Raw genomic sequence first — 22,581 nt, 5'->3', positions numbered from 1 at the left:
GACATGCCAAGGCATCGCCACGACTTCGCGCCGCCGGCAAACCGTCGCACGACGCGGCGCGACGGGGATTTGCTGTTCGACGCCGATCTGTCCGATCTGCCGCAGGCGATGCGTTGGTGCGAGTGGATGGGACGCGGCGAGCGGCGATCTTCGCCTCGCCGTCCCCTGTGACGCGCGAGGCGCTGGCCAAACTGGTCGGGCGCGATTGCAATTTTGATGAACTGATCTCTGACATTTGCGACGATTTGCGCGCGCGGCCTATGAACTCGTTCATGTCGCCGCCGGCTATCAGCTGCGCACCAAGGCGCGTTACGCAGACACGCTTCGCGTCTTAAACAACGGCGCACGCGCCGCTGGACCGCCGGATCTTACGCCGACCGAACTCCACTCTGTCACGGCGATCGCCTATTTGCAGCCGGCAACGCGCGCAGAACTGTCGCAGCTCGCGGGGAGAGAAATCAACCGCGACGTCATCGGTCAGCTAAAAGAGCTCGACCTCATCGCCGCCGGCCGCGCGCGCCAACGCCCGGGGCGCCGTACGCCTATGTCACGACGAAAAAATTCCTGGAGATGTTTGGACTCGCGAGCTTGCGCGATCTGCCTGATATCGAAAAGCTTGAAAATGCCGGACTGCTGACGCGTCCTTCCTCTGAAAGCGATCTTAATGGCGTGCTCGGCCTGAACGAAGAATTTGGCGACGAGACAGATGAAGCGGTGGAGGCTTTGAACGAGCCATAGGATGCGAAACAAGTGCGTGGCCCACGGCGTCAATTTTTCCCAGAAGTGGCCAGCTACTGCATGACACATCCTTCTGGGAAGGTCGCGTCTCCTACCGGTTCGAGGGTTCGGGAAGATCATCACGGTCCGGCGGCCGTCGTTGAGCGACGCGCAGCATGATGCAAGCCGAAAACAAGTGTAGCTTCACCATGCCCCGCAGCTGTTAATTTGATGGTACCCATGCATCGCATCAAAAAAGTCAATTCGCATCGAACAAGCTTCCAGTGACGGGCAAAACCGCGCAAGAAATTTTGGACACGGTCATTGCGGCTTGACCCCCGTCGAACGCCCAAGCGCGGTTTTGCGACCGTTCGTTTGAATTTGCACCATAGCCCTCAAACTTGCTGAAACCACTTTTCTTAGCATTCGCTACTTTCGAGTTACGCCTAGCGAGATTCGTCGATTTTTTGTCCGTCCCTCCTCAGTGTCATTGGTTGCGACCGGATGGCTTTCGCCATAACCTTTCGTGTTGAGGCGTGAAGCGTCCACGCCCATTCTCGTCAACTCGCGCATCACCGAGTCTGCGCGCGCTTTTGACAATCTCTTATTTGCGCTCCGGGCGCCGACGCTGTCCGTATAACCGCCAATCACGGATATGACGTTCGGATAGGCCGCCAGGATGTCTGCGATGTTTTTTAACTGATCCTGAAATGCGGCTTGCGGTTTTGCTTTGCCCGTCTCGAATTGGAGGCGGTCGAAGTCGAACCAGGTCACTCCTTCTATCTTCGCTTCACGCTCGAGAAACGCGAGCAGATTTGCCTCCATGCCGGAGCTCGGAACATTTAATATGAGACCGCTGGGCAGCTTCCTGCTTAAAAATTTAGGAGGCCCGCCAGCCGCCGTTCTCGTGCTGGTCTCTTGTTCCCGGCCGCTTGGCTGGGCTTCCTCTACGGCGGATTTCGTTTCCTTGGACGGAGTGGGAGCGCCTTGTTGCGCGGGCGGGGGTTCAATCCTCTCTACTCGAACCGACCCAGTCTCTCGCTGCGTGATGAGCTTTGGCGCATAAGCGATAAGAAGCCAGCCAAGTGAAATCGCCATCGCCGCTGCTGCCGTCCATCCGACAGAGGTCCTCGCGTTCACGCGACTTTGTACGAATACCCGACGGAGCCAACGAACTCCGTTAAGTCCTGCGCCGCGCCAAACGTATTTGAGCGCTTCAAGCAGCACCAACACAAAGACGCCGGCGCCGAGCGTGACTGACAGGTCGTCCAGGTGTAGGGGCCCGAAGCGGAAGAGATCGCTAATGGGGGGCGAAAGGAGCGTCAGACTCAGCATCGCCACGACGGCAAGGAGCACCCACGCAAGCGCCGTGTTTGGTCGACGGAGCGCTGTTAGCAGCGATGCGCTGAAGGTGCGGTTGACAAAGATTAGGCTGACGATCGCGAGGACCAACGAGAAGAAAGTTAACGCGCGCACTTCCGTCTCTGGCATGCCCCGCTTCAGCGCGATGAGGAAAATGCCGGCGACAAGCGCGAATGCGAACGCTCCCTGTAAGAGGCCCCACGCGATCACGGGAGCCGAGAACAGCGGCTCGTTGGTAGGACGTGGCGGGCGGCGCATCACATCGTCTTCCTCGATCTCGGCTTCGAAGACGAGCGAACAGACCGGATCGATCACCATTTCCAGAAATGCGATGTGCATCGGCCCAAATAGCAGCGGCAGGCCAAACAACAGCGGCAATATCGCCAATCCCGCGATGGGCACATGCACCGCGAAGATGAAACCTGTCGCCTTTCGCAGATTGTCGTAGATTCTGCGGCCAAGCCGGATCGCCTTGACGATCGAACCGAAATCGTCATCGAGAAGCACGATTGAGGAGGCCTCCCGCGCCACGTCCGTTCCGCGTCCGCCCATGGCGATGCCAATGTGCGCGGCCTTGAGAGAGGGGGCGTCATTCACGCCGTCTCCCGTCATGGCGACGATCTCGCCGTTTGCTTTGAGCGCATTCACAATTCGGAGCTTCTGATCAGGCAGGATTCGCGCAAATATGTTCGCTGTCCGCATGCGCTGCGCGAGCTGTGGCTCGCTCTCGCTTTCGAGTGTCTGTCCTGTCACGACTTCGTCGGCATTTAGACCCGCCTGGCGCGCGATGGCCTTCGCCGTCGCTGGGTAGTCGCCCGTGATCATGATCACCCTGATGCCTGCCGACCGACACTCGCTCACGGCGGCTGGAACGGCCGAGCGTAACGGGTCGGCGAGTCCGACGAGCCCCAAAAATTCGAACGTGAAGTCTCGCTGCGAGTCCGGCAATGCTTTCTGCGCGAAGGATGCGCTGGCCACTCCCAGAACGCGCTGTCCCTCGGCAGCCATGCCCTCAACGGACCGCTTCACTGCAGCAAACTCCGTCTCGTTCAATCGGCAGAGGGTAGCGATGGCTTCCGGCGCGCCTTTGGCCGCGACAACGAATTCCGGCGTGGCGTCGCTTTGCCAGACCTGTGACATCGCAAGGAGATCGGAACGAAGACCGTAGGTCTGCAAAAGGTTCCAATCTGGACCAAGCAGAGTTCCGGTCTTGGGCAAATGGATCCGGCCGAAATCGTGAAACGCTTTTTCCATGGGATCGAATGGATCAGGCGCGCTGGCGAGAATTCCGAACTGGACCAGATGATCGAAGCTTGCAGGCATTGAGCGGGATATCTGGCCGGCTCGTAATGCCTCGCCGCCCTTGAGGCGTAGTTCGGCAATCGACATCTGGTTCTCGGTCAGGGTGCCGGTCTTATCAGTGCACAAGACCGTCGCCGAACCCAGAGATTCGATGGCCGCGGCGCGACGGGTCAATACGCGCGCCCGCGAAATCCGCCATGCTCCCATCGCCATGAATACGGTGAGCACGACGGGAAACTCTTCGGGCAGCATCGACATGCCGAGCGCGATGCCCGCGAGCACCGCATCGAGCCATCCTCCGCGCAACACGCCGTAGAGCAACACCGCCAAAACGCTCACGGCGCCTCCTGCGAGAGCAAACACCCCCACAAGACGCCGTGTCTGCGCCAGCAGACGCGGCGGCTCCGTTTCGAGCGTGCTGAGCGATTGGCCAATTTTGCCGATTTCACTAAGTGCGCCGGTCGCGATCACTTCGCCTATTCCGGTTCCGCGCACCACCAGCGAGCCGGAAAACACATATGGCAGGTCATCGCCCCCGGGCCGGCGGCTTTCGAGAGGCGCATCGGCGCGAGAGATCTTGCGAACAGGCGCTGACTCTCCCGTCAACAGCGACTCGTCGATCTGGAGGTCCTGGCATTCGCTGAGCGCCGCGTCGGCGGGAACCCGGTCGCCTTCGCTGAGCACGACGACATCGCCGCGCACGACTTCGCGCCCAGCGATTCTCTTACGTACGCCGTCACGAATAACCAGCGCGCGCGGACTCGTAAGATCGCGTAGCGCTTCCAGGACGCGCTCGGTGCGGGTCTCTTGCACCGCCGTGATCACGACCGACATTGTTGCGAAGACGAGGAGAATTAATGCTTCCTTCAAATCCCCTAGCAACAAGTAGATCACGCCGCCGCCGATGAGCAGCGCGAGCATCGGCTCGCGCAGGGCCTCGAGAACGATTCGCAACGGCGTGCGCCGTTGCGGCCGCGGCAGCTCGTTGTACCCCTCGCTCTTCAGCCTGGCCTGCGCATCTGCTTCACTGAGGCCGGGAGTGGAGTGGAGGGCTGAGGAAGCATCTGGCACTAAAACCCTCCGAGCGTTCGCTAACCCGCATTGTTCAAACTCGGCATGCGTTAGCCGACGTGTGACGGGACGATGATCGCAATGCCGAGAAGGCGTCACAAGCCCGAGGATCGTCGCCAAGTTGCGACCGGCGGAGGTGTAGCAGTCACAAGGGCAAGTCGCGGCCGCCGTTCTTGCGATCGTCTGCCGAGGGGGCTTACTGTCGGTGGCGCCAGGGACTTCGGCGGCTCACGACGGATCAAGTGATTGGCCCCCAGTGACGGGCTCATCTTCAACGTTAGTGCGGTGACCGCCTCTAGGCCAGTGCTCCCGCCGACGAATTTGTTGCGCGCCGACACAGGCGCCGAATTTAACTTCCGCAAGCCGACATCGAGCCGCAGGTATCAACGCTAGGGATCGAAGCTCGTCCCTAGGCTGTGAAAAAAGCCCCGCCGAAGCGGGGCTTTCTGATCTTCGCTGGGTCAAATCTTGCCGAGCAAAAGCAAAATCAACAGAACAAGAACCACAAGGCCGAGGCCACCGCCCCCATAGTAGCCAGTCCCGTAAAAAGGGCCGCCGCCGATTCCACTAAAGCCGCCCAATAATGCGATTACCAAGATGATGAGAATGATGGTTCCAATTGACATGTTAGCATATCCTTATCCTGAATCATCGTCACTGCCCCGGGAACCGCCCAGCCATCAAGGCCAATGTCAGCCGGCCTTGTGGGCTATCGCCGGAGGTTTCTCGTCTTGTCTCTCCAGGTATCCTCGGCCATCGATATACTGATCAATACCCGAAAGTGCGGGTTTGGCGGCGTCTGGAGAACGCGTTACAGCGGCGTCACCGACGAGAGTTCATCTGCCCTGCAACGGCCCGAGCGTGGATGTAACGCCGGGCCGCTCGCGTTTATCCGCCCTTATTTCGTGGCGGCTTCCAGAGACTTCAAAGCCTCTTCGGCGTGTTGTGTAGCAGCGGTGGAATTTTTCTTGTTGCCCTCGGCGATCGCCGCCTCAAGATGCGTAATGCCCTCCTCGGTACGCGTATTGGATTTCGCCTTCTCAGCCGCCTTGGCATGTTTGAGCGCGGCTTCGGCGCTAGTGATGAGCACGTCAAAACGTCCTTGCTGCCCGCTGGCAATGGCTTGTTTGGTATTGCTGATGGCCTCGGCCAAGTGATCCTCGGCAAAGGCGAGACGCGGCACGAACAGGGCGAGCATGCCTAGACTTAGAGAGAGAGCGAAAATTCTGCGGTTCATGACTATGTTCCTCCCTGCCTTTCCCAAATGACTAGGAAATAGGCGCGACGATTTTGTGCGAATTTGGCTTCCCTGGCAAACCTTGACTCGGGTCAAGGGGCGCACGATCTCCCGAAGATCTTAAGCTTCGCAAAGGCGTGGCCGCGAGTGCCTCGACAGTCTCGGCAAGAACGGCGATGGTCGAAGCATTTTGCGGGGTACGCGCACGATCACATATCAGCCACCAACCGATTCGTCGGGCGTTCCTTGCCTCGATGCGGAATATATATCCCAAGCGGCGATGAACATCGCCGCGATCACCGGCCCGACGACGAAGCCGTTGAACCCAAACATTTCGATACCGCCCAACGTGGAGATTAGTACCACGTAGTTAGGCATCTTGGTGTCTTTGCCCACCAGGATCGGGCGCAGGACGTTGTCCGCCAGACCTATTACGAACGCGCCGTAAACAAGCAGAACGACGCCCTGCCACATTGCGCCAGTCGCCAGAAAAAAATGGCGGCCGGTCCCCAAACCAATGCGGCGCCGATTGCTGGAACGAGAGATAGAAACGCCATCGATACTGCCCATAACAGCGGGGCGTTGATCTCCAGGAACCAAAAGATCAGTCCGCGCGTAGGATCCTTACGGGATATTCGGGGTGGTGGCGCGCCAATGCGCAAAAACATGCGCGAGCGCGCTGGACGCGACGCGGGCGTCTGTGTCGTCGGCGCGGCTCGTCAGGATCATCGGGACACGGGCGCCGAGCACGAGGCCCGCGGTGTCGGCGCCGGCGAGAAAGACAAGCTGCTTCGCTAGAATATTGCCCGCTTCGAGATCGGGCGCGACCAGAATGTCGGCATCGCCCGCCACGGGCGACGCGATGTTCTTGGCCGCAGCCGCCTGAGGCGAAATGGCGGTGTCGAAGGCCAGCGGCCCCGTCGAGTTCCGCGCCGAATTTGGCCGCGATCGGCCATCTTACACAGGGCCGCCGCCTCGATCGTTGAGGGGATTTTCGCGTCCACCGTCTCCACGGCCGAGAGAATCGCGACTTTGGGTCGGGCAATTCCGATGGCGTGCGCAAGATCGATAGCGTTTCGAATAATGTCGCGCTTGTCATCGAGGCAGGGCGATATGTTGATCGCTGCGTCGGTGATGAGCAGCGGTTTGCAATAGGTCGGCACGTCTAACACGAAGACATGACTGATGCGCCGCTCCGTGCGCAGGCCAGTCCCCTCCCGCACGGCGGCGCTCATCAGCTCGTCGGTGTGCAGCGCGCCCTTCATCAAGGCGGCAAGCTTCAGATGGCGCGCGAGCGCCACCGCCTGATCGGCGGCAGCGTGGCTGTGAGGCGCCTCCACGACCTGGACTCCCTCGATCGAGAGATTGGAGGCGCGCGCGGCGGCCTCGATCTTCGTGCGCGGACCGATCAGAACAGGGACGAGAAGGCCACGATCGCGAGCCGCGAGCGCGCCTTCAAGCGACAGCGCGTCGCAAGGGTGCACGACGCCTACCGGATGGGTGGCAGAGCATTGGCCCGCTTGATGAGCAATTCGAAGAACTTGTCGCACACGCGCCTCTCCGCCGTGGCGGCGCGGGCCGCGAACAAAGCGTCCTGCCGTATGGGTCGATCGTCCGTGTTCTGTTTGGTGGTCATCTGTCGCCGCACATTAGCGCGTTTCCCGCCGAAACGGATGTCAGTTCGGCGCAGGAAGGAGTCGAAAATCAAGAACATTGATTCGTGCCGTGTTTCCATGAAGCGGAGCGCGACTCTCGCACGGCCGCGGCATCGATGGCGATCGGCCCCGGGCCACCCTGCCGATGCCGTCGGCGATGAAGCGGGCGGGGCCGTCTCTAGGACTGGTCCGTATCGCCCCGGAAGTCGAAAGCCTGGAAGAACAGCAGTTCGCCGGTGCGGACGTCTTTGAGCCAGACCTTTTTGCATGTTTGGCGTGCTTACATTGTTGATCGTTTATACGATTGATTTCGACGTGCGTGCCGTGGGAAGATGCGGCGCAATCTTAGAAAATTGCGCATCCGTCAGCCAGAATCGATCGGGAATCATCGGCGCTTGCTTTCGGAAGCCGTGAACGCTCCCATCAAGCCAGGCGCATTATGGGGCTGGACCCTAAGCCGCTAGCGCTTCATCTCGACTTTGGGCATTTGGATTGTGATGTCGCCGCTCGTCCTTTGATAATAAAGATATCCGAGCACAGCCACCGCAATGACAAGCGCCACGATAATTGGTGTTGTGAGTTTCATCGCTGCGTTCTCCAATCGAGTTTTTTCGACCGCTACTCCTGCGATGCGCGACCGTCACCGGGGCGCGCCTTGTACGCGAATGGTTCAACGCACATCGGCCGCGTTCCATTTGAGGCTGCGGCGCCAATCGTCGACATTCTTCTTCAACTGACCTTTGCATGGCCGTAGCGCTTTTGGATCTTGCCCTCGAGGTGGTCGCTGACTTGCCGTTAATGGCGGCAAGGTTGTCAACGTTGAGCTTTTCTTGACCTTGCCGACGAACGGCTTCCATTCACGTTCAAATCGAGTTCATCACCTACTTCTTCTACTCCGACGCTCGGCTCGGCCGTGGCAATCCCGTTTGGTCACCTGCACAGAATGTCCGTGGCGGTTGCCGTATGGGCAAGTTCGCTATGTTCATGAGCCTCTTCGATAAGCGGCCCGGAGTGATGATGCGCAGCGGCTTGGTGGTGTGCCGACGCCAGGAAGTGACGCTCAACCGACGGATGCTTCGGTGGCTGTGCCATTCATCGTGCCCTTATGACAGGGAATAATCGCAACGGTGTAGGCAGCGGCGCTTTCAAATCATCATCGGCAAGCTTGCCCCATTCTTTCTGCGCTTTGCCCTTGAGCTGCTTCCAACTTCCTTTGATCTGATCTCAGTTCATCGGACTCTCATAGTTGTTGGGAGCCACCACATGTCCCGGTCATACCAGGCCCTCGGTTCACTTGATCGACGCGTTGAGCAGAATCCAGGTCGAAGTCTTGGGATCGTATTTGAAGCTTCGCGCGACGCGCAGCGCCTCCTTCGTCGCTTTAATAGTCGGATAGTTCTTATTGTCCCTCATGGTCCACTTGATCTCATTAAACGCGACCGCGACATCCTTCTCGCCCATGCCAAGGAAGCCGCCGACTCCGATGATCACGGCCGTGATTTTTCCGTCGGTTGGCGACACCAGCACATCGGCTACATCGCCGATCTTGGTGTTCGTCGTGTCATAAACGCTCTGCTTATACCAGGTGGTGACGGGTAGGCTGTCAGCCGGTACGGTCGCCAGGAATTCAGTCGGTGGCGCGAGGGTCGTTGTGGCACGTGGCTGTGAAGTGGGGGCCTGCTGCGCCTCCGCCACACTCGCCGTGATGAGCAGGCAGAGAGCGATGACTGCGATGAGATTGTTTTTCATTTGGTCGATTCCTTTATTTCTTAGGCAAACCGCCAGACACGACAAGGGAGATACGCTTCTTCAGCACGTCTTCACGTAGTGTGACGCTACCCCGCGATCTTGCGAAAACATCCAACGCCAGCCGGCCCGCTCCCCACGCGGTCGACCGCGGAACTAACGCTGAAAAGCTAGAGCGCGCCAGGGAGGAATCAATGCTTTCGCCCAGCGCGATAGAACTTTTCAGGGGCAGATCAAGCCGACATTGAGCCGCAGATTTCAGTGCCCGGAATAGACGATCGTCCCTAGCCAGTGAAAAAAGCCCCGCCGAAGCGAGGCTTGCTAATGATCGTCGCAGGGTCAAATCTTGCGAACAAAAGCAAAATTAACAGAACGAAACAATAAGGCCGCTGCCGCCCTCCCGCGACCCGTCGACAGGGTCGCCCGCTACGCCAATGGTTATTAGCCCTCACCGCATCACCGACGCATCATGCCGCCCGGAGCCGCGTCATTAAATTCCAACATGCTCCGCGACGGGCACGCTGCCTGGGGCCCCCTAAAACCAGCGTCCTCGGCCGTACCAACCGCCTCCGCCTAGCAGGAGAAGAAGGATAACAATGATGAGGAGCGTCTGGGTATCCATGATGTCCGACCCTTTCAGTTCGATGGCTTCGCTTTGGCTTGTTTACAACATCGGCTTTCGTCCGGACCTCGTCTAGAATTACGAGGTCGATTCCCTCCGGCGCGCGCATACCGTGCGCTGCTTTCTGCGTCTTAAGAGGATCAACTATGTCCAAATGTGAAGTTGTCGAGGATTTCCTCGATCACGGCCAACTCCACTGCGTTTGGAAGGCTTGGGCAGGCATTGACATGTCTGGACGACGCCAAGCAAATCAGAAGTCAGCGGGTATAAGGTCGTATGACCCCTTCTTACCGCGCCCGTAGCCTTTTATCGCGGCTGCGTGAATCAGGTCGCGGTTTAAATCGAAGGCTCTGAGAAACCCAGCCTGATCGAACCGACTATCCGGCTGAATTCTTATCAATGCGTCTTCGCCCACAAAAAACGAAGCCTCCATTGCACTGTCATAGCCCCAAAATCGAATGGCACGCCGTGTCGTATCATAGAAACGGCTTTGATTTGGAAATGTAAGCGCCATGGCTAGGTCCTCCGCTCCGGCAATACGTCCATGTCTAGTGCGAATGGGCGTTGCCTCGCATTTGAAATGGCCGAAGTCGCCATCCAAAAGAATCCGTTTCCCGACCTCCCTCGGTTGAGCGCGGAACTGCGTCCGTCACCGCCCGGCGACGAACCGAGGATCGAAATACTTCTTCGGACCTCGGCGGCCGAACTTTTACGCGTTAACGTAGGCGGTGATCGCCAGTGTGATAGCGGTGGCGGTGGCGAAGATCGAGAGAATAGCGGTGAGCGCGTTCATGTACATTTTCCTTCATATGAGCGGACGAGCTTTCCACGTTCTGTCTCGCACGCTGATTAACCGATGATCATGCAGGCTCGCGTGAGACGGTGGCCTTTCATCAGGCCATCGACATCGCGTTAAGCTTGCCCGCTGGGGCTCCGTATTTGGAATCTGGCTACGATGTGGATTATAAGTTCATCTTTGCATTAAAGCGCCGACAGCCGGAATGGGAGAGCCGCGAACGCCACGTCCATCCGAGTTATTTTGTCAGAGTGCTGTCAAATTGACTTCGCGACAAGCGCTCTCGCGCGTCCCCCTGCCGCTCCTGGTACATCCGCGATCAGCGTCACTAGCCGACACAATTGCAAATTGGTTCGGCCCAAACTCTATATATTGTATATAGGTATTCATCGATAGAATACAAAGATCAATACGCGAAAACCGACCCGCAATAAATTTTTCGAACGACGCTCCCGCTTTTTCATTGCGCTCGCATAAAAGGCATCGTCGAGCTTCCGCCACAAGGCGATCCATGAGAAATTGCACCTGGAGACGAAAGCGGGAGTGGGGCTAGCCCTGAGTCCATCAATGCACTAACAGGCCGAAGGGGAGCGTTAGCCTCAAGAGGGCATTGTGATGTCTGGATTGCGTCCGCTGAATAAGGGTTATTTTGCTGTGGCGCGATGATCGCCGGTGCGGTCATGTCTTCGGCCTGTCGATCTGGGTCATGACGCCCGTTGGCCCTGATGTCGTCCGCTGATCCCTTGCCCCAATTGCGTTACCGCAGCTTGGCTGCGCAGGGCCAGCTCTGTGGCACGGTCGTTCAAGCGCATGTCTTGGGCGCTTGGCCCGCCTGACGCACTGGTTTGAAGCTGCTCATGTCAGAGACGTGAGAGGCGCCGTCGCAGTTCGACGACACGTTAACGATCTGATCGAATATCTCCACGCCAATCACCTTGCGCTCGTGAACTACGGACGGCGACGCCAGGATCGACAGCCGATTTCAACCGCCTTCGTCGAAAGTGCGATCAACGAGATCCTGTCAAAACGCATGATCAAAAAGCAGCAAATGCGATGGAACCGATGGACTGTGCAGCCCTTCCTCGACGTTCGCGTCGCCGTTCTCAACAAAACACTCGCCGGTTCGTTCAGGCGCCTCTATCCAGATTTCCAGCCAGACAACAAAAACGATCTCGTGCGCCTGTCAGCGTGACGAACCCCACGACTTTGCATGCTCTCGTTCGCGATTCGGAATGACGACGCGCCGGCTGTCGTCGGTTAGGAGGAGGGTGGCGCGGATCTGAATGTCCTCGACAGTTGGCAAGCAGATTTTGAAAGATGTCCTTTGCCGCAAAGCCGACAGCGCCTTCGGGTTTACGATAGGGCTGCGCGACTTCGACCAACAGACCCCGCTTCAGCGAAGCGACGTACCCGACCGCGGCGTCGACGCGGCCGTCGTCGTTGTGGAGCGAACCGCAAACGATCGCGCAGATTTCAGCGCGCGGGCACCTCATATTCCATCCACTGAAGGGCGGCCTGCACGCTCTCCGATAAATCGATCTTTCCCACAACGCCGCTTTCGACGAAACTCTTGTTGTCCCCGGAATATCCAAACAACGCGGGCCTGCACGAACGTCCGAAAGGCGTCAGTGTTCCCCCTGTGCCAGCGTCGAGATGGCCCCTGAACCGTCTCGCCCGCGAATTCGGGAAGGACTTCAACGTTGTCGATTCGTTGGCCATATCGATCCTCCAATGGAACGCGCTGTCGGGATCATGCGACCCCGGCGGCGTTCGCGAAGCGCTTTTACGCGCCCAGGATCTGCGATATCTCGCCGAGCGTGGCCTTCTCGACGTCGCTGACCTTCACCCCGCCAAAACCGAGAAAGCCGCCTTCGGTGCCGGCCTCCGCTACTGCCTTCGAGATCTGCGCGAGCCAGCCCTTGAAGGCTGCGGCTTCGCCCGGCGCCTTCCGGTCGATGATTTCCGCCGTTTCCTTCAGCGCGTCCAGCGCCTTGCCCTTGATTTCGTCGAGCTTGGCGCCCTGCACGATGCTCCGAATGCCTTCGCGCGCCTCGGCCCGACCCGAGGATGACAGGATTTCCTCGGCGATCGATTTAACGAGTTCGCCACTTGCGCCAGATTTCGCTTCGGCAAGCTGGTTCGCATTTGCGAAAGCCTCCTGCAGCGCGCCGACGAAGCTGGTAGGATCGGCGGCGCTGACGGCGAAACCTGCAAGCAGCGGCGCCTGGACCAGCTTCTTCCACTCGACCGGGGAAAAGTCATTCTTGCTGACCATTTTTTCTCTCCCTTGCAAAAACTAAACGTCTTTTGGGCTGTCCGTATTACGGTGACTTTTTTCTCAAAAGCCGGCGTCCTCTTTATTCTGGAGATGCTACCGACGCGGCCGGTCCGGCGGCCCACAAAAGCCATTCTCGCCGAGCCCGGTCCCCCACTCTGGTTCGCGATTTCGACGGTCTAGTCGCGACGGCGATCATAATCGCGGTCACGGTAGCGCCGTCGATCATAGTCGCCCCGGTAGCGACGTCGATCATAATAACGGTCCCGGTGGCTGCTGGGGCCCCGGAGACCTCGAATAACCTTACCGGCTATGTCAGCAGCGTCGCCGTTGCGGACCTGTGTTGCAGTCGAATGGCCCGGCACACCAAAAATCGGGAATGCAGAGGCGCTGTAAGAAGACATGCTCTGCCGATAGCAACCGCGAGCATTGTACTTTGACTTTCATTAGATCCCATTGAATTTGCACGGAATAGTATGGATGGTCGCCCTCAAACACCTTGACGGCGGCGCAGCCCCAGCCATTGGGAGCCAAGAGGATAGGTTGGTCGTCAATAGCACACCGGCAAGTGGCGGTAACCGCGGCGCGATCGTCACCGTGCCGTCGGACTCATAAAAAACCAAGCGATGGGGCCGAAGCAACACTCTGGGGGTTTGATCGCGGCGTCCGCCATGCGCCGAGACGGCAGGTGAACTGCGCGCCGCCGGACGCTCATGGCGTATTGCAGACCTCCGCGAATGGCCACTTGCGGACCCTAATGAGACATTTGGCTGAGCACGGAGCGTTTGATGGGACTCAAATACTGGGAGGCGGGGCCGTATTGATCAGCGTCGCCGCGCCACCAACAGCAGCTCATTTAGGTGCTGTTAGTGGCGTGAGTAACGCGAACGAGCTGTCCCCTCCATCATAAATTGCTTGCTCGCGTCGCGCCACTTTAGAGCGATCAGCTCTTTATTGTGGGCACTGAGTTCTTGACTGCCTCCCAAGCGCTCTGGCTCGCTTCGTCGAATTTCTTGCGTGATGTTTGCAAGGCTGCACTCAACGCAGCCCAAGACTCGTCCCCTGCCTGCTTGAGTTCCTCGAGGCGAGCCTTGGCCTCGGTCTTACCGGCCTGCAATTGCGCAATCGCCTTGTCGACTTTGGCCCTATTTTCGGCTCCAACCTCGGATGCAGCAGTTTGAAGTTTCTCGACGGCCTCGCCCCAAGTTTTCGCTTGAGCAGCGGCGATATCAGCAAACGTGGTGCGTTTCTGATCGATGTCCTTGCACACCGTCTCCACGTAGGTCTCTAGCTCTGCTTCAAAGCTTGCCCACTGCTTTTCCAATTGCGTCTTCGAAGTCTGCAACGCTGCTTCGCCCGCCTTGAGGTGTGCCTTGACCTCCGCCTCGAAATCCTCGCGCCGCTTCTTTAGGTCGGCGTTCAGCTGCGTCGCCTTGCTCTTGGCGTCGGCCTCAAGCTGGCTCGCCTTCGTCTCAATGGACGCCAAGGCGGCATCCATCTCGTCAAGCCGTTGCTTCGTCCAGGTCACATACGGATGCTGGCTGCCATTCTCAGTCATTGTTGTCTCCTATCTCGCTGGAGGGCGGCGGACTCTTATTCCCGCGATGAGAACGGTCGCCAAAGCATCCCTCAACGCTTTTCAGGCTAGACGACACTTCAAATTTAGTCAACACTAGTTGAGTAAAATATTTATGGCAGTGAGCGCATGCTCACAGGAGACGCAGATGTCTACCGAAACGGTCGTACAAAAACGTAGGCGGGGCCGGCCGCCAGTAGCGAACGACACGCGGGAGCGGATTCTTGGGGCTGCCATCGAGCATTTCTCGAGGCGCTCGTACGAGGAGACCGGACTGCGAGAGATTGCTGCCGCTGCCGGATTTGACGTCGCCTACGTGCACCGCTGCTTCGGTTCCAAGAAACGTCTATTTGCCGATGCTGTCAGCGCTGCGGTGAAACCGAAGGATCTCTTCGACGAATTGCCCGACAAGCTTCCGGGGACTTTGGCGTGGGATGTGCTGGCGACACGCGAGACGCGCGCCAAAGGACTGGACATCATCCTCAACTCGATTGCGAGCCGCGAAGCGGGTCCAATCGTGCGAGACTTCTACGCCAATGAAGTCGTGAAGCCCCTCGCGGAGAAGCTGGGCGCGCCTGTGATGCACGGTGCAGTGATTGCGGCGCTGATTACCGGAGTTGCCACCCTCAGAAACGTGGTCGGCCTAGCGTCGCTGGGTGAGCCGGAAGGCGGGGATCTAGAGCGGCTCTTGGCTCATCTGATCAGGGAAACAGCCAGAAGAGCGAATAACGCGCTCGAAGGCGGGCACGCTGATGAGAAGTAGCCAGCCCATTTTAACCGCTGCTGGCGCGAAGGAGCCGCTGACGAAGAGCAAGTCCTGATCCTCGCTGTGTGAAAATGCGCGAGTCAGCCATGATTCCTGCATCGTCTGATGCGGGATCTGATGGGACGTTTCGTTGAAGGTGCGGATCGGTCCCAGCTGGCGCTCTTGCCAGAATGCCTGGAGGATTGGGTCGGCGGTAAACAAGCGAAGTCGTCTTGACCAAGCAGCCTCGCCGGTGAGACAAAAATCCTCGGCCAGCGAGCCTCGCCACCCGGGTGGCATCATTCCGCTACGGTGTGCGGCAGTGCCAGAGAATCTTGGCGAGATCACCGCGGCGACCTCGGAAAATATAAAGATCACCGACATGGGGATCGCGCTTCAAACTCTCTGAACCTGAAGCGCCAGACCCTGCATCCGCGCCGCATGTCGGTATGCCCACTCAATCCAGACCCGGACGCCGTTCGGAATCGGAATCATCGCCGCGACAGCGCCTTCAAGACGCGCGACAATGCTGCTGTCTCGACATCAGCCCAGACGATGATCCGGTCGCTAAGCCCGCTTCCCACAGGGTGCCGAGTGCGGCTCAGGGAGGACGACATGGCAAACAGAAAAGCCGATGAGATAACGAGACTGAGCGATTTGAAGCGGTTGGCGGCAACATTTTCCTTGGAGAAAGCACACTGAAATCTATTGAGGGGTCAAAGGGCGGCGGCAAGATTACCGTTGTGCTCAAGAAAAAGAAACAGAAGAAACCGATAGCGAGCCTTAATCCAGCGCCGCAACTGTTTGGGGAGCGCCGGCGTCGTCGGCGCCGGATGCTGCCCCAACACCACGGCGCCTTGATGCAGGATGATGCGTGCATCGGCCCGCGTCGGAAGGGCTGCTTGAAAGGCCGCCCCTGCAACAGAAACATTCGCCGCCGCCAACACCTCTGCCCGGTCACCGCTATCGAAGGCCGATACCATGAACGGAAAAAGCCCCGCCTCGTGAGCAGGGCCTTTCGTTGAGGCGCGTCTCTCAGTTACGCGACACCCAAGCATCAACTTCTCTCTTTGCTTCCTCCGGCGTGTATCCATATTTCTGCTGAAGCATCCCTTCCAAACTTTCACGTTTGCCGTTGATCTCCGCAAGCTCGTCATCCGTGAGACGGCCCCACTGCTCCTTGACCTTACCGGAAAACTGTTTCCAGCCGCCGGAGATGACACTCCAACTGGTAATCGATTGGCGCACGGCCGGCACTCGGCCTTGGGGAGCGTGACCCGGCTCTTGGGCTTGGGGAGTGTAGCCCGGCATACCCACGACATTAGGCGGCGCCCATTTCTGCGTATCGGCGGCGAAACACGCCGTGCTGAGGGCAAAGGCGGCGACGATGGTTAAAAGCGCGCCGCGTGTAAGATAAATTAGCGACATAACGGATCTCCCTAGCTGACCGACGGTAGAACAACTGCAGTTTAAGATTGTTCCAAAGGGGTAGGGAACGTGCGGCGACACGCCTGTTCCCGAGCCGATCGTCTTCTCTAATCGACCGACGCGCAACCCCTCTTGCCTAGCTGCGTGTTCGCTGGGATCATGCGACGGCGGGACATGAGAACATTAAAGAGAATAATTTCGCGAGGTCGTCGAGTCGCAAATGCGGATACTCCGCCCCCGGACCACGTTACGTTAAGCTTACGCCATGTGTGGACGCTTCACGCAATGTCTGTCCTGGGATGAAATCCACAGGCTCGCCGATCTAATCGGCCAGCCGCGCAGCCTGCGCCCGCGCTACAACATCGCCCCAACCACACAGATTGAGGTCGTCCGCCGCCACGATGGCGGACGCGAGCTTGTCCCCATGCGTTTGGGGCCTTGTGCCGATGGGTGGAAAAAGCCGCGAGCCGAGCTTCCCGCAACATCAATACGCGCGCCGAGACGGTCGCCGAGAAGCCCATGTTCCGCTCAGCGTTCAAGTCGCGCCGCTGCATCATTCCCGCGTCAGGTTTCTATGAGGGGACAGGCGCCAAGGGTGCGAAGACGCCGCACTATTTCGTCGCCGAGCAGTGAGCCGCTGGCGTTGGCGGGGCTATGGGAGAGCAACGCCAATCAGGAAACAAAGGAAATGGAAAATTCGGCGACGATCATTGTTGGCCCGGCTAACGAATGGATGTCGCGCCACACGAAAAAGGGTTGACCTTGGAATACTGAGTTGCGTACGCGCGACGCTCACGACTTCGCCGGTCACTTTCCAATTGGATCGACGAAGCAGCTGACGGAGAAAGTCCTCTCGTGCTTCTGGGTCTTCCTGTCGCGCGTCATGTGGATCGATGCGGTCTGGATTCATCCCCCAACGCTGCGGTCGATCGACCGCATCCCATTTTGAGTGCCAAATATTCCGGCGGCAGTCTCAATTGAGATATCCCGTGGGGCAGTTCAGTCCCAGCCACCTCATTGAAATCATTCAATGGGCGAGTCTCACCTTGAAATGCAAATCGACAACAGTCGCTGAATCTAAGTGTGAATAGGCGTGCGGGCGTTGATACGTTACCTTTTGCGTCATTCATAACGCAACGCTTGAATCGGATCGAGGTGAGCCGCCTTCCGCGCTGGATAATAGCCGAAGAAAATCCCGACCGCAGCGGAAAAAAGAAAGCCGATTGCCACGGCGGAAAGAGAAATTGGCGAGGACCATTCCGAGAAGAGCGAGATTATTTCGGAGATGCTGACGCCGGCAACAATGCCCGCAATGCCGCCGGTCACGCTGATCAGCACCGCCTCCGCCAGAAACTGCATCAGCACATGTAGGCGCCGCGCCCCGACCGCCATGCGCAGGCCGATTTCGCGCGTGCGCTCGGTCACGGACACAAGCAGAATATTCATGATCCCGATGCCGCCGACGACAAGCGAGATGGAGGCGACGACGGCCAGAAGCACCGCCATGATCTTGCTGCTGCTCTCGGCGGTCTCGGCGATCTGGTTGAGATTGCGGATGCTGAAATCCTTCACGCCGGTGGGTTTGATGCGGTGGCGGCGCATGAGGATCTGGTTGATTTCGTCGATCGCGGCTTGAATTGTTTCCGGCGCCGGCGCCTGCACATAGATCTGATTGACGTAGCCGGTGAGGCGCGGTTGCAGGTTGAACGGATTGGGCGGCGGCGGATAGGCGGTCGTCAGATTCGTTTGCTGCGTGGGCAAGGCGACGCCGAGAACCTTCTGTTCTGCCGTCTTGAAGGGGATCATCACCAGATCGTCCTGGTCTTGTCCCCACATGCTCTGGCCCTTCGCGGCAAGCACGCCGATCACCCGCAGTGGCGCGCCTCTCACCAGAATCGTCGCGCCGAGCGGATTTTCATCGCGCGAGAAAAGCTCCCGGTAGACGGTACGTCCGAGCACAACGACAAGGGCGACGCTTCTGTCGTCGTCTTCGCTGACGCCGCGGCCGACTTCGATGCGCCAATTGGTGATGGGCGGATAGTTGGGCGAGACGCCCTGGACGTTCGTCGTCCAGTTCTTGTTGGCGTATTGCACTTGGCTCAACTGACGCGTCAGATAGGAGACAAAACGGACCGCGGTCGCCTCGCGGCGAATTGCGTGCGCGTCGGCCACGGTCAACGTCGAGGCGCTGCCAAAGCCGGCCCTTGCGCCGCCCGAGGTGACGGCGCCGGGGACGACCACCACAAGATTTGTTCCCAGGCTCTGGATCTGCCTGCGCACCGCTTCATTGGCGCCCTTGCCGACCGCGACCATGGCGATGAGAGCCGCGACACCGATGAAGACGCCAAGCATGGTGAGCGCCGAGCGCAGCTTGTTGCGGCTGATCGCCTGGATTGCGGCGGAGAGGATCATCGAGCTGAAGGCGAAGGCGGAAACCCGCGTCGATTCCCATGGCGCCGCACGATCGCTTGGATGAATCGTCGGTCTCGACGAGCTCTTATCGACCGCGTTCGGAGCCAAAGGTATCGTCGGTTCGTGGGGTTTGGATGTCGTCCGCGGCTCGTCTGATACGATCTCGCCATCGCGCATCGTGACGACCCGGTCTGCGTAAGCGGCGATATCTGATTCATGGGTGACGACAATGATCGTCACATTCTGGTCGCGATTGAGCGCGGTCAAAGTCCCCATGATTTCATGCGACGTCTTGCTGTCGAGATTGCCGGTCGGCTCATCAGCGAACAGGACGCTCGGCGCGTTGATTAGCGCGCGCGCGATCGCCACACGCTGCTGCTGGCCGCCAGAGAGCTGCGCTGGCGTGTTGTTTTCCTGATTGGCCAACCCCATCAGCTTAAGGGCCGTTCGCGCCTTTTCCCTCCTTTGGAGGGCGCTTGCCGCGGCACCGGAATAGAACAGCGGCAGCGCGACATTCTCGATGGCGCTGGTGCGCGCTAAAAGATTGAAGCTTTGAAAGACAAAGCCCAGCCGTTCGCTACGAACCCGCGCCAGCTCCGGCTCGGTGAGCCGCGCGACGTCGACTCCCTCAAGAAAATATTGCCCGCTGCTCGACTGATCGAGGCAACCCAGAATCGCCATCAGAGTGGATTTGCCCGATCCCGACGCGCCCATGATCGCGACGAATTCGCCGCGAGCGATTGTCAGGGAAACTCCGCGTAACGCATGAACCTCCACATCGCCGAGCGTGAATGTCCGCGTGACATTTCTCACGTCGATGACGACGTCGCCCATGATGTCGATCAGTCCTTTCGCTCCCGCGAGCGGCGGGACGACGCGAAGCCGGGCTTCTGCGAAGCGGCGGCGCTCTCCGCCTCGCCGAGAATGACCTCGTCTCCGACCTGAAGATCGCCTTTGACGATCTCAGTGTAAGTGTCGTCGTCGAGTCCCGGGAAAACGACGGCTGGCTGCGGGCGGCCATCCCGCAAGACCCACAGCCGCACACTGCCGTCAGGAACGGCGGGCGAATCGTCAGGCGATTTTGAAAGCGCCGCGACGCCCCCGGGCGTATAGCGAAACGCCTGGTAGGGCGCGCGCAAGGCGTCGTCACGTTCGTCTACGACGATGCGCACGGTCGCCGTCATGCCCGGCTTCAACAGCGCGTCCGCATTCGGCGCGCTGATGACGGCGTCGTAGGTGACGACGTTCTGGATCGTCTGTGGGGATTGCCGAACCTGCGTCACCTCGCCCCTGAACGGAAGATTGGGGAAGGATTCGACCGTAAAAGACGCCTTATTGTCTAGCTTGATTGCGCCGATGTCGCTCTCGGAGACATTTGTATCGACTTGCATGATCGTCAAATCCGTCGCGACCAAAAAGAGGGTTGGCGTCTGAAAGCTTGCGGCGACCGTCTGACCCATTTCCACGCTGCGCGACACGACCGTTCCATCGACCGGCGAAATAATATCGGTGTAGCCGAGGTTGATTTCGGCCGCACGCAGCTCCGCTGCGCGCAAGTCGATCGTGGCCTCGTCCAGTCCGATCTGCGCCTGCGCCTGATCATAGGCATTTTTTGCATTATCCAGGGCGTCTCGAGAAATCACCTTGCTCGGGGCGAGTCTCTGGTGGCGCTCGTAACTCGCCTTCGCATAAGCGAGGTTAGCCTTGTCTTTGATGAGTTGGGCCCGCGCGACGGCAAGATTGGCTTTGTCTTGATCGACGACGATCTGGTAGGGACGCGGGTCGATCTTAGCGCAGAGCTGTCCCTGCTTCACTTGTGTATTGTAGTCGCAATAGCGCGATTGAATGACGCCCGAAACATATGAGCCGACTTGCACGGTGATGACAGGATTGATCGTGCCGCTCGCCGTCACAGTGCGCAAGATCGGCCCGCGAGTGACCTTCTGGGTCACATAAGGCAGCGAGCTCTCTCTGCTCATCGTCCAGAAAAGCGCCACGCTGCCAAACGCGACCGCGATGATGACAAGGGTTGCCGGAACGAACCATCCAAATCGACGTGGCGTCGCGTGCGCCGATGAGACAGGCGGTCGCCCCTTTGAGATCGTTTCTTGATCGAGCGCTCGGGTCTCAGTCATGACATCGAACTCTCGGGCGATTGGGGTTCGCGACATAGCTCAGCTCGCATACAGTATCCCGCTGCGATCGTCTTAGCGAGAAAATTATCTTTGTCGTATGCACTTCGAAAAGCTGATGGGCGTGAAGAAGCTCGACGAAGCAATCCAGTTGCAGTCGGATTTCGCCAAAACCGCCTATGAAGATTTCGTTGCCGAAGCCACCATGATCGGAGAAATGTATTCGAACCTCGCCAAGGAAGCCTTCAAGCCATTCAAAGCCGCATCGCCTGTACGGCAGCGGGCTTCCGCTCCCCCGTCGAATGCGCCGGTCGCGGCGAAGCAGATCTGAACTTGGGTAGGTTTCTTTATCTGCCTTGAAAAGAGTGAAATCGACAGCACCCGCGCTATCAGGTATTGCGGGCGGTGGTCGCCAAGGCTCGTGAGTTCTTCGCAGGGCCGCCAAAAAATCGAAAAGCTCGACGTATTGGAGTCAACCGCCATTCCCGCGATGAAAAGCAGAGCTGCCCGCGGTGCATTGGCGCTCGGGTCGCCGACAGGCCGCAACGAAGCCGAAGCAGCGAGCGCAGAATTAGCGGGGCTCCGAAACCCCTGGCAGCATACGTCTCAGAGTGCGATCGCGGAAAACGAAGTGGTGGACCAACGCTGCTCCAGCATGGATCGTGGCGAGGATGATAAGTCCATTCGCTAGAGTTTCATGAATTTCCTTCATGTCGTGTGCAAACGGTTTGTTCTTCGTCCACGGCGATGCGATATCGAAAACGCCAAGCACGGAAAGCGCGTCGCCATCGGCAAATTGCGTCGCGACGCCAACGGCGACAACCGCCGCAAGCAGCACGTAAAGCGCAATGTGGACGATTTTGGTGGCCAAATCGCCCAATCTCCCCAGCGGCGTCAGTTCTGGAGACGGCGGCGCGTTGATTAGACGCCAGCCGACGCGAACGATTAAAAGGATGGCGATCAGCTCTCCCGCAGAAACATGGATTAGTTCTCCGAGATTACAAGCGCTTCCATTTGGCAGGTCTTCGCCCACGGTCCCGAGCACCCATGCGACGCCAACAAGAAGCACGGAAAACCAATGAACGATTTGGACGGCTGCACCGTAGGCTCGTGGAGAATTGCGCCATTGCATTGAGGGCCTCACTGTATTTTCCGCGGACCTTTATCAAAACGACATAATTGTTCACTTTGCGAATTTCAGTCGAACGCCGAGAAGCGATGCGGCAAATTGTATCGGCGGAACGTCATGAATCCACTTGGTCGCTTCCCACGCCGCAGTTGGCGCGCGCAATGAGGCAGCCGACCCTGCTGGGCACAACAAGCCCACGACGATCAACATGAAATCAGTTGGCGCTGATTTTTATGTCGCGAAAGTTTTCGAAAGGGGTCACAATTGAAATCTGATTTACACCGAGGCCTTCCAAACGCCGTGGAGTTAGCCGTGATCGAGGAATCTCCTCGACAACTTTGCATTTGGGCCTAGTTGATCCTCTTAGGACGCAGAA

Annotated in this window: 17 protein-coding genes and 6 pseudogenes; 7 read left to right on the top strand and 16 right to left on the bottom strand. The window is 58.6% G+C overall.

What is annotated here, in order from left to right; all coding sequences use genetic code 11:
• Nucleotides 1-3 precede the first annotated feature (3 nt).
• The 3 genes and pseudogenes from A3OO_RS24710 to A3OO_RS24700 all read left to right on the top strand — a co-directional run bounded on the left by A3OO_RS24710 (nt 4) and on the right by A3OO_RS24700 (nt 738).
• A complete protein-coding gene (locus tag A3OO_RS24710) occupies nt 4-171 on the top strand; it encodes a hypothetical protein (protein ID WP_018409284.1) in 168 nt (55 codons plus the stop codon).
• Nucleotides 172-235: 64 nt separating this feature from the next.
• A pseudogene (locus A3OO_RS24705) lies at nt 236-549 on the top strand (SMC-Scp complex subunit ScpB); the annotation flags it as partial.
• A gap of 39 nt (nt 550-588) precedes the next feature.
• A complete protein-coding gene (locus A3OO_RS24700; RefSeq protein ID WP_342446768.1) occupies nt 589-738 on the top strand; it encodes a hypothetical protein in 150 nt (49 codons plus the stop codon).
• A gap of 408 nt (nt 739-1,146) precedes the next feature.
• On the opposite strand, the pseudogene A3OO_RS24310 reads toward A3OO_RS24700, so the two are convergent.
• From A3OO_RS24310 to A3OO_RS0118115, 9 genes and pseudogenes are all read right to left on the bottom strand, one after another.
• A pseudogene (locus tag A3OO_RS24310) lies at nt 1,147-1,449 on the bottom strand (OmpA family protein); the annotation flags it as partial.
• Nucleotides 1,450-1,911: 462 nt separating this feature from the next.
• Nucleotides 1,912-4,452: pseudogene (locus A3OO_RS21955) on the bottom strand (cation-translocating P-type ATPase); the annotation flags it as partial.
• Between the two features lie 461 nt (nt 4,453-4,913).
• The gene (locus tag A3OO_RS23090; RefSeq protein WP_018409280.1) at nt 4,914-5,078 is read right to left on the bottom strand and encodes a DUF3309 family protein; all 165 of its coding nucleotides are present in this window, start codon (nt 5,076-5,078) and stop codon (nt 4,914-4,916) included.
• Between the two features lie 272 nt (nt 5,079-5,350).
• Complete coding sequence (gene smbP / locus A3OO_RS0118150; protein ID WP_026223125.1) at nt 5,351-5,689, bottom strand: small metal-binding protein SmbP; 339 nt, start codon at nt 5,687-5,689, stop codon at nt 5,351-5,353.
• A 216-nt stretch (nt 5,690-5,905) separates the two neighbouring features.
• Nucleotides 5,906-6,300 (bottom strand): annotated as a pseudogene (locus A3OO_RS21950) (AI-2E family transporter); the annotation flags it as partial.
• Nucleotides 6,301-6,313: 13 nt separating this feature from the next.
• Nucleotides 6,314-7,277: pseudogene (locus A3OO_RS21945) on the bottom strand (bifunctional enoyl-CoA hydratase/phosphate acetyltransferase).
• A gap of 527 nt (nt 7,278-7,804) precedes the next feature.
• Nucleotides 7,805-7,930 (bottom strand): hypothetical protein, encoded by a 126-nt coding sequence (locus A3OO_RS24600; RefSeq protein WP_280642655.1) that lies wholly within the window; start codon nt 7,928-7,930, stop codon nt 7,805-7,807.
• A 704-nt stretch (nt 7,931-8,634) separates the two neighbouring features.
• On the bottom strand, nt 8,635-9,093 hold the full coding sequence (locus tag A3OO_RS21940) for a PRC-barrel domain-containing protein (protein WP_018409273.1): 459 nt from the start codon (nt 9,091-9,093) through the stop codon (nt 8,635-8,637).
• Between the two features lie 869 nt (nt 9,094-9,962).
• Nucleotides 9,963-10,226, bottom strand: coding sequence for a DUF1488 family protein (locus tag A3OO_RS0118115; protein WP_026223124.1), 264 nt, complete (start codon nt 10,224-10,226; stop codon nt 9,963-9,965).
• Between the two features lie 1,150 nt (nt 10,227-11,376).
• Between A3OO_RS0118115 and A3OO_RS21935 the strand changes: the two genes are divergently transcribed.
• The gene (locus A3OO_RS21935) at nt 11,377-11,700 is read left to right on the top strand and encodes a hypothetical protein (RefSeq protein ID WP_198008836.1); all 324 of its coding nucleotides are present in this window, start codon (nt 11,377-11,379) and stop codon (nt 11,698-11,700) included.
• Between the two features lie 591 nt (nt 11,701-12,291).
• On the opposite strand, the gene A3OO_RS0118095 is transcribed toward A3OO_RS21935, so the two are convergent.
• Both A3OO_RS0118095 and A3OO_RS0118090 read right to left on the bottom strand, forming a co-directional pair.
• Nucleotides 12,292-12,783, bottom strand: a complete 492-nt coding sequence (locus tag A3OO_RS0118095; RefSeq protein ID WP_018409267.1) for a hypothetical protein — start codon at nt 12,781-12,783, stop codon at nt 12,292-12,294.
• 943 nt (nt 12,784-13,726) lie between these two features.
• Nucleotides 13,727-14,341 carry a sll1863 family stress response protein gene (locus A3OO_RS0118090; protein ID WP_018409266.1) on the bottom strand — a complete coding sequence of 205 codons (615 nt, stop codon included), beginning with the start codon at nt 14,339-14,341 and terminating at the stop codon, nt 13,727-13,729.
• Between the two features lie 166 nt (nt 14,342-14,507).
• Here A3OO_RS0118090 and A3OO_RS21930 point away from each other — a divergent pair, with 166 nt between their 5' ends.
• Nucleotides 14,508-15,122: a TetR/AcrR family transcriptional regulator gene (locus tag A3OO_RS21930; protein ID WP_018409265.1), complete on the top strand. Its 615-nt coding sequence runs from the start codon at nt 14,508-14,510 to the stop codon at nt 15,120-15,122.
• Nucleotides 15,123-15,820: 698 nt separating this feature from the next.
• Here A3OO_RS21930 and A3OO_RS0118075 read toward each other — a convergent pair.
• Both A3OO_RS0118075 and A3OO_RS24695 read right to left on the bottom strand, forming a co-directional pair.
• Entirely contained in the window at nt 15,821-16,087 is a 267-nt protein-coding gene (locus A3OO_RS0118075) for a hypothetical protein (RefSeq protein ID WP_156824860.1), read from the bottom strand.
• 52 nt (nt 16,088-16,139) lie between these two features.
• On the bottom strand, nt 16,140-16,532 hold the full coding sequence (locus A3OO_RS24695; RefSeq protein WP_018409263.1) for a CsbD family protein: 393 nt from the start codon (nt 16,530-16,532) through the stop codon (nt 16,140-16,142).
• A 265-nt stretch (nt 16,533-16,797) separates the two neighbouring features.
• Between A3OO_RS24695 and A3OO_RS24825 the strand changes: the two genes are divergently transcribed.
• Nucleotides 16,798-17,292, top strand: coding sequence for an SOS response-associated peptidase family protein (locus A3OO_RS24825; protein ID WP_083909780.1), 495 nt, complete (start codon nt 16,798-16,800; stop codon nt 17,290-17,292).
• Nucleotides 17,293-17,654: 362 nt separating this feature from the next.
• Here the strand turns inward: A3OO_RS24825 and A3OO_RS0118050 are convergent, their stop codons facing one another.
• Both A3OO_RS0118050 and A3OO_RS0118045 read right to left on the bottom strand, forming a co-directional pair.
• Complete coding sequence (locus tag A3OO_RS0118050; RefSeq protein WP_018409259.1) at nt 17,655-19,778, bottom strand: ABC transporter permease; 2,124 nt, start codon at nt 19,776-19,778, stop codon at nt 17,655-17,657.
• Between the two features lie 8 nt (nt 19,779-19,786).
• Nucleotides 19,787-20,923 carry an efflux RND transporter periplasmic adaptor subunit gene (locus A3OO_RS0118045; protein WP_156824859.1) on the bottom strand — a complete coding sequence of 379 codons (1,137 nt, stop codon included), beginning with the start codon at nt 20,921-20,923 and terminating at the stop codon, nt 19,787-19,789.
• Between the two features lie 250 nt (nt 20,924-21,173).
• On the opposite strand from A3OO_RS0118045, the pseudogene A3OO_RS21920 reads away from it, so the two are divergent.
• A pseudogene (locus tag A3OO_RS21920) lies at nt 21,174-21,407 on the top strand (phasin family protein); the annotation flags it as partial.
• 240 nt (nt 21,408-21,647) lie between these two features.
• Here A3OO_RS21920 and A3OO_RS0118035 read toward each other — a convergent pair.
• Entirely contained in the window at nt 21,648-22,208 is a 561-nt protein-coding gene (locus A3OO_RS0118035) for a cytochrome b (protein WP_018409256.1), read from the bottom strand.
• Nucleotides 22,209-22,581: the final 373 nt, after the last annotated feature.

The sequence above is a fragment of the Methylocystis rosea SV97 genome, assembly GCF_000372845.1.
In the GTDB taxonomy this organism is placed as follows: Bacteria; Pseudomonadota; Alphaproteobacteria; order Rhizobiales; family Beijerinckiaceae; genus Methylocystis; species Methylocystis rosea.
The sequence above is the reverse complement of the archived record's forward strand: the minus strand, read 5'-3'. Positions and strand labels throughout refer to the sequence as shown.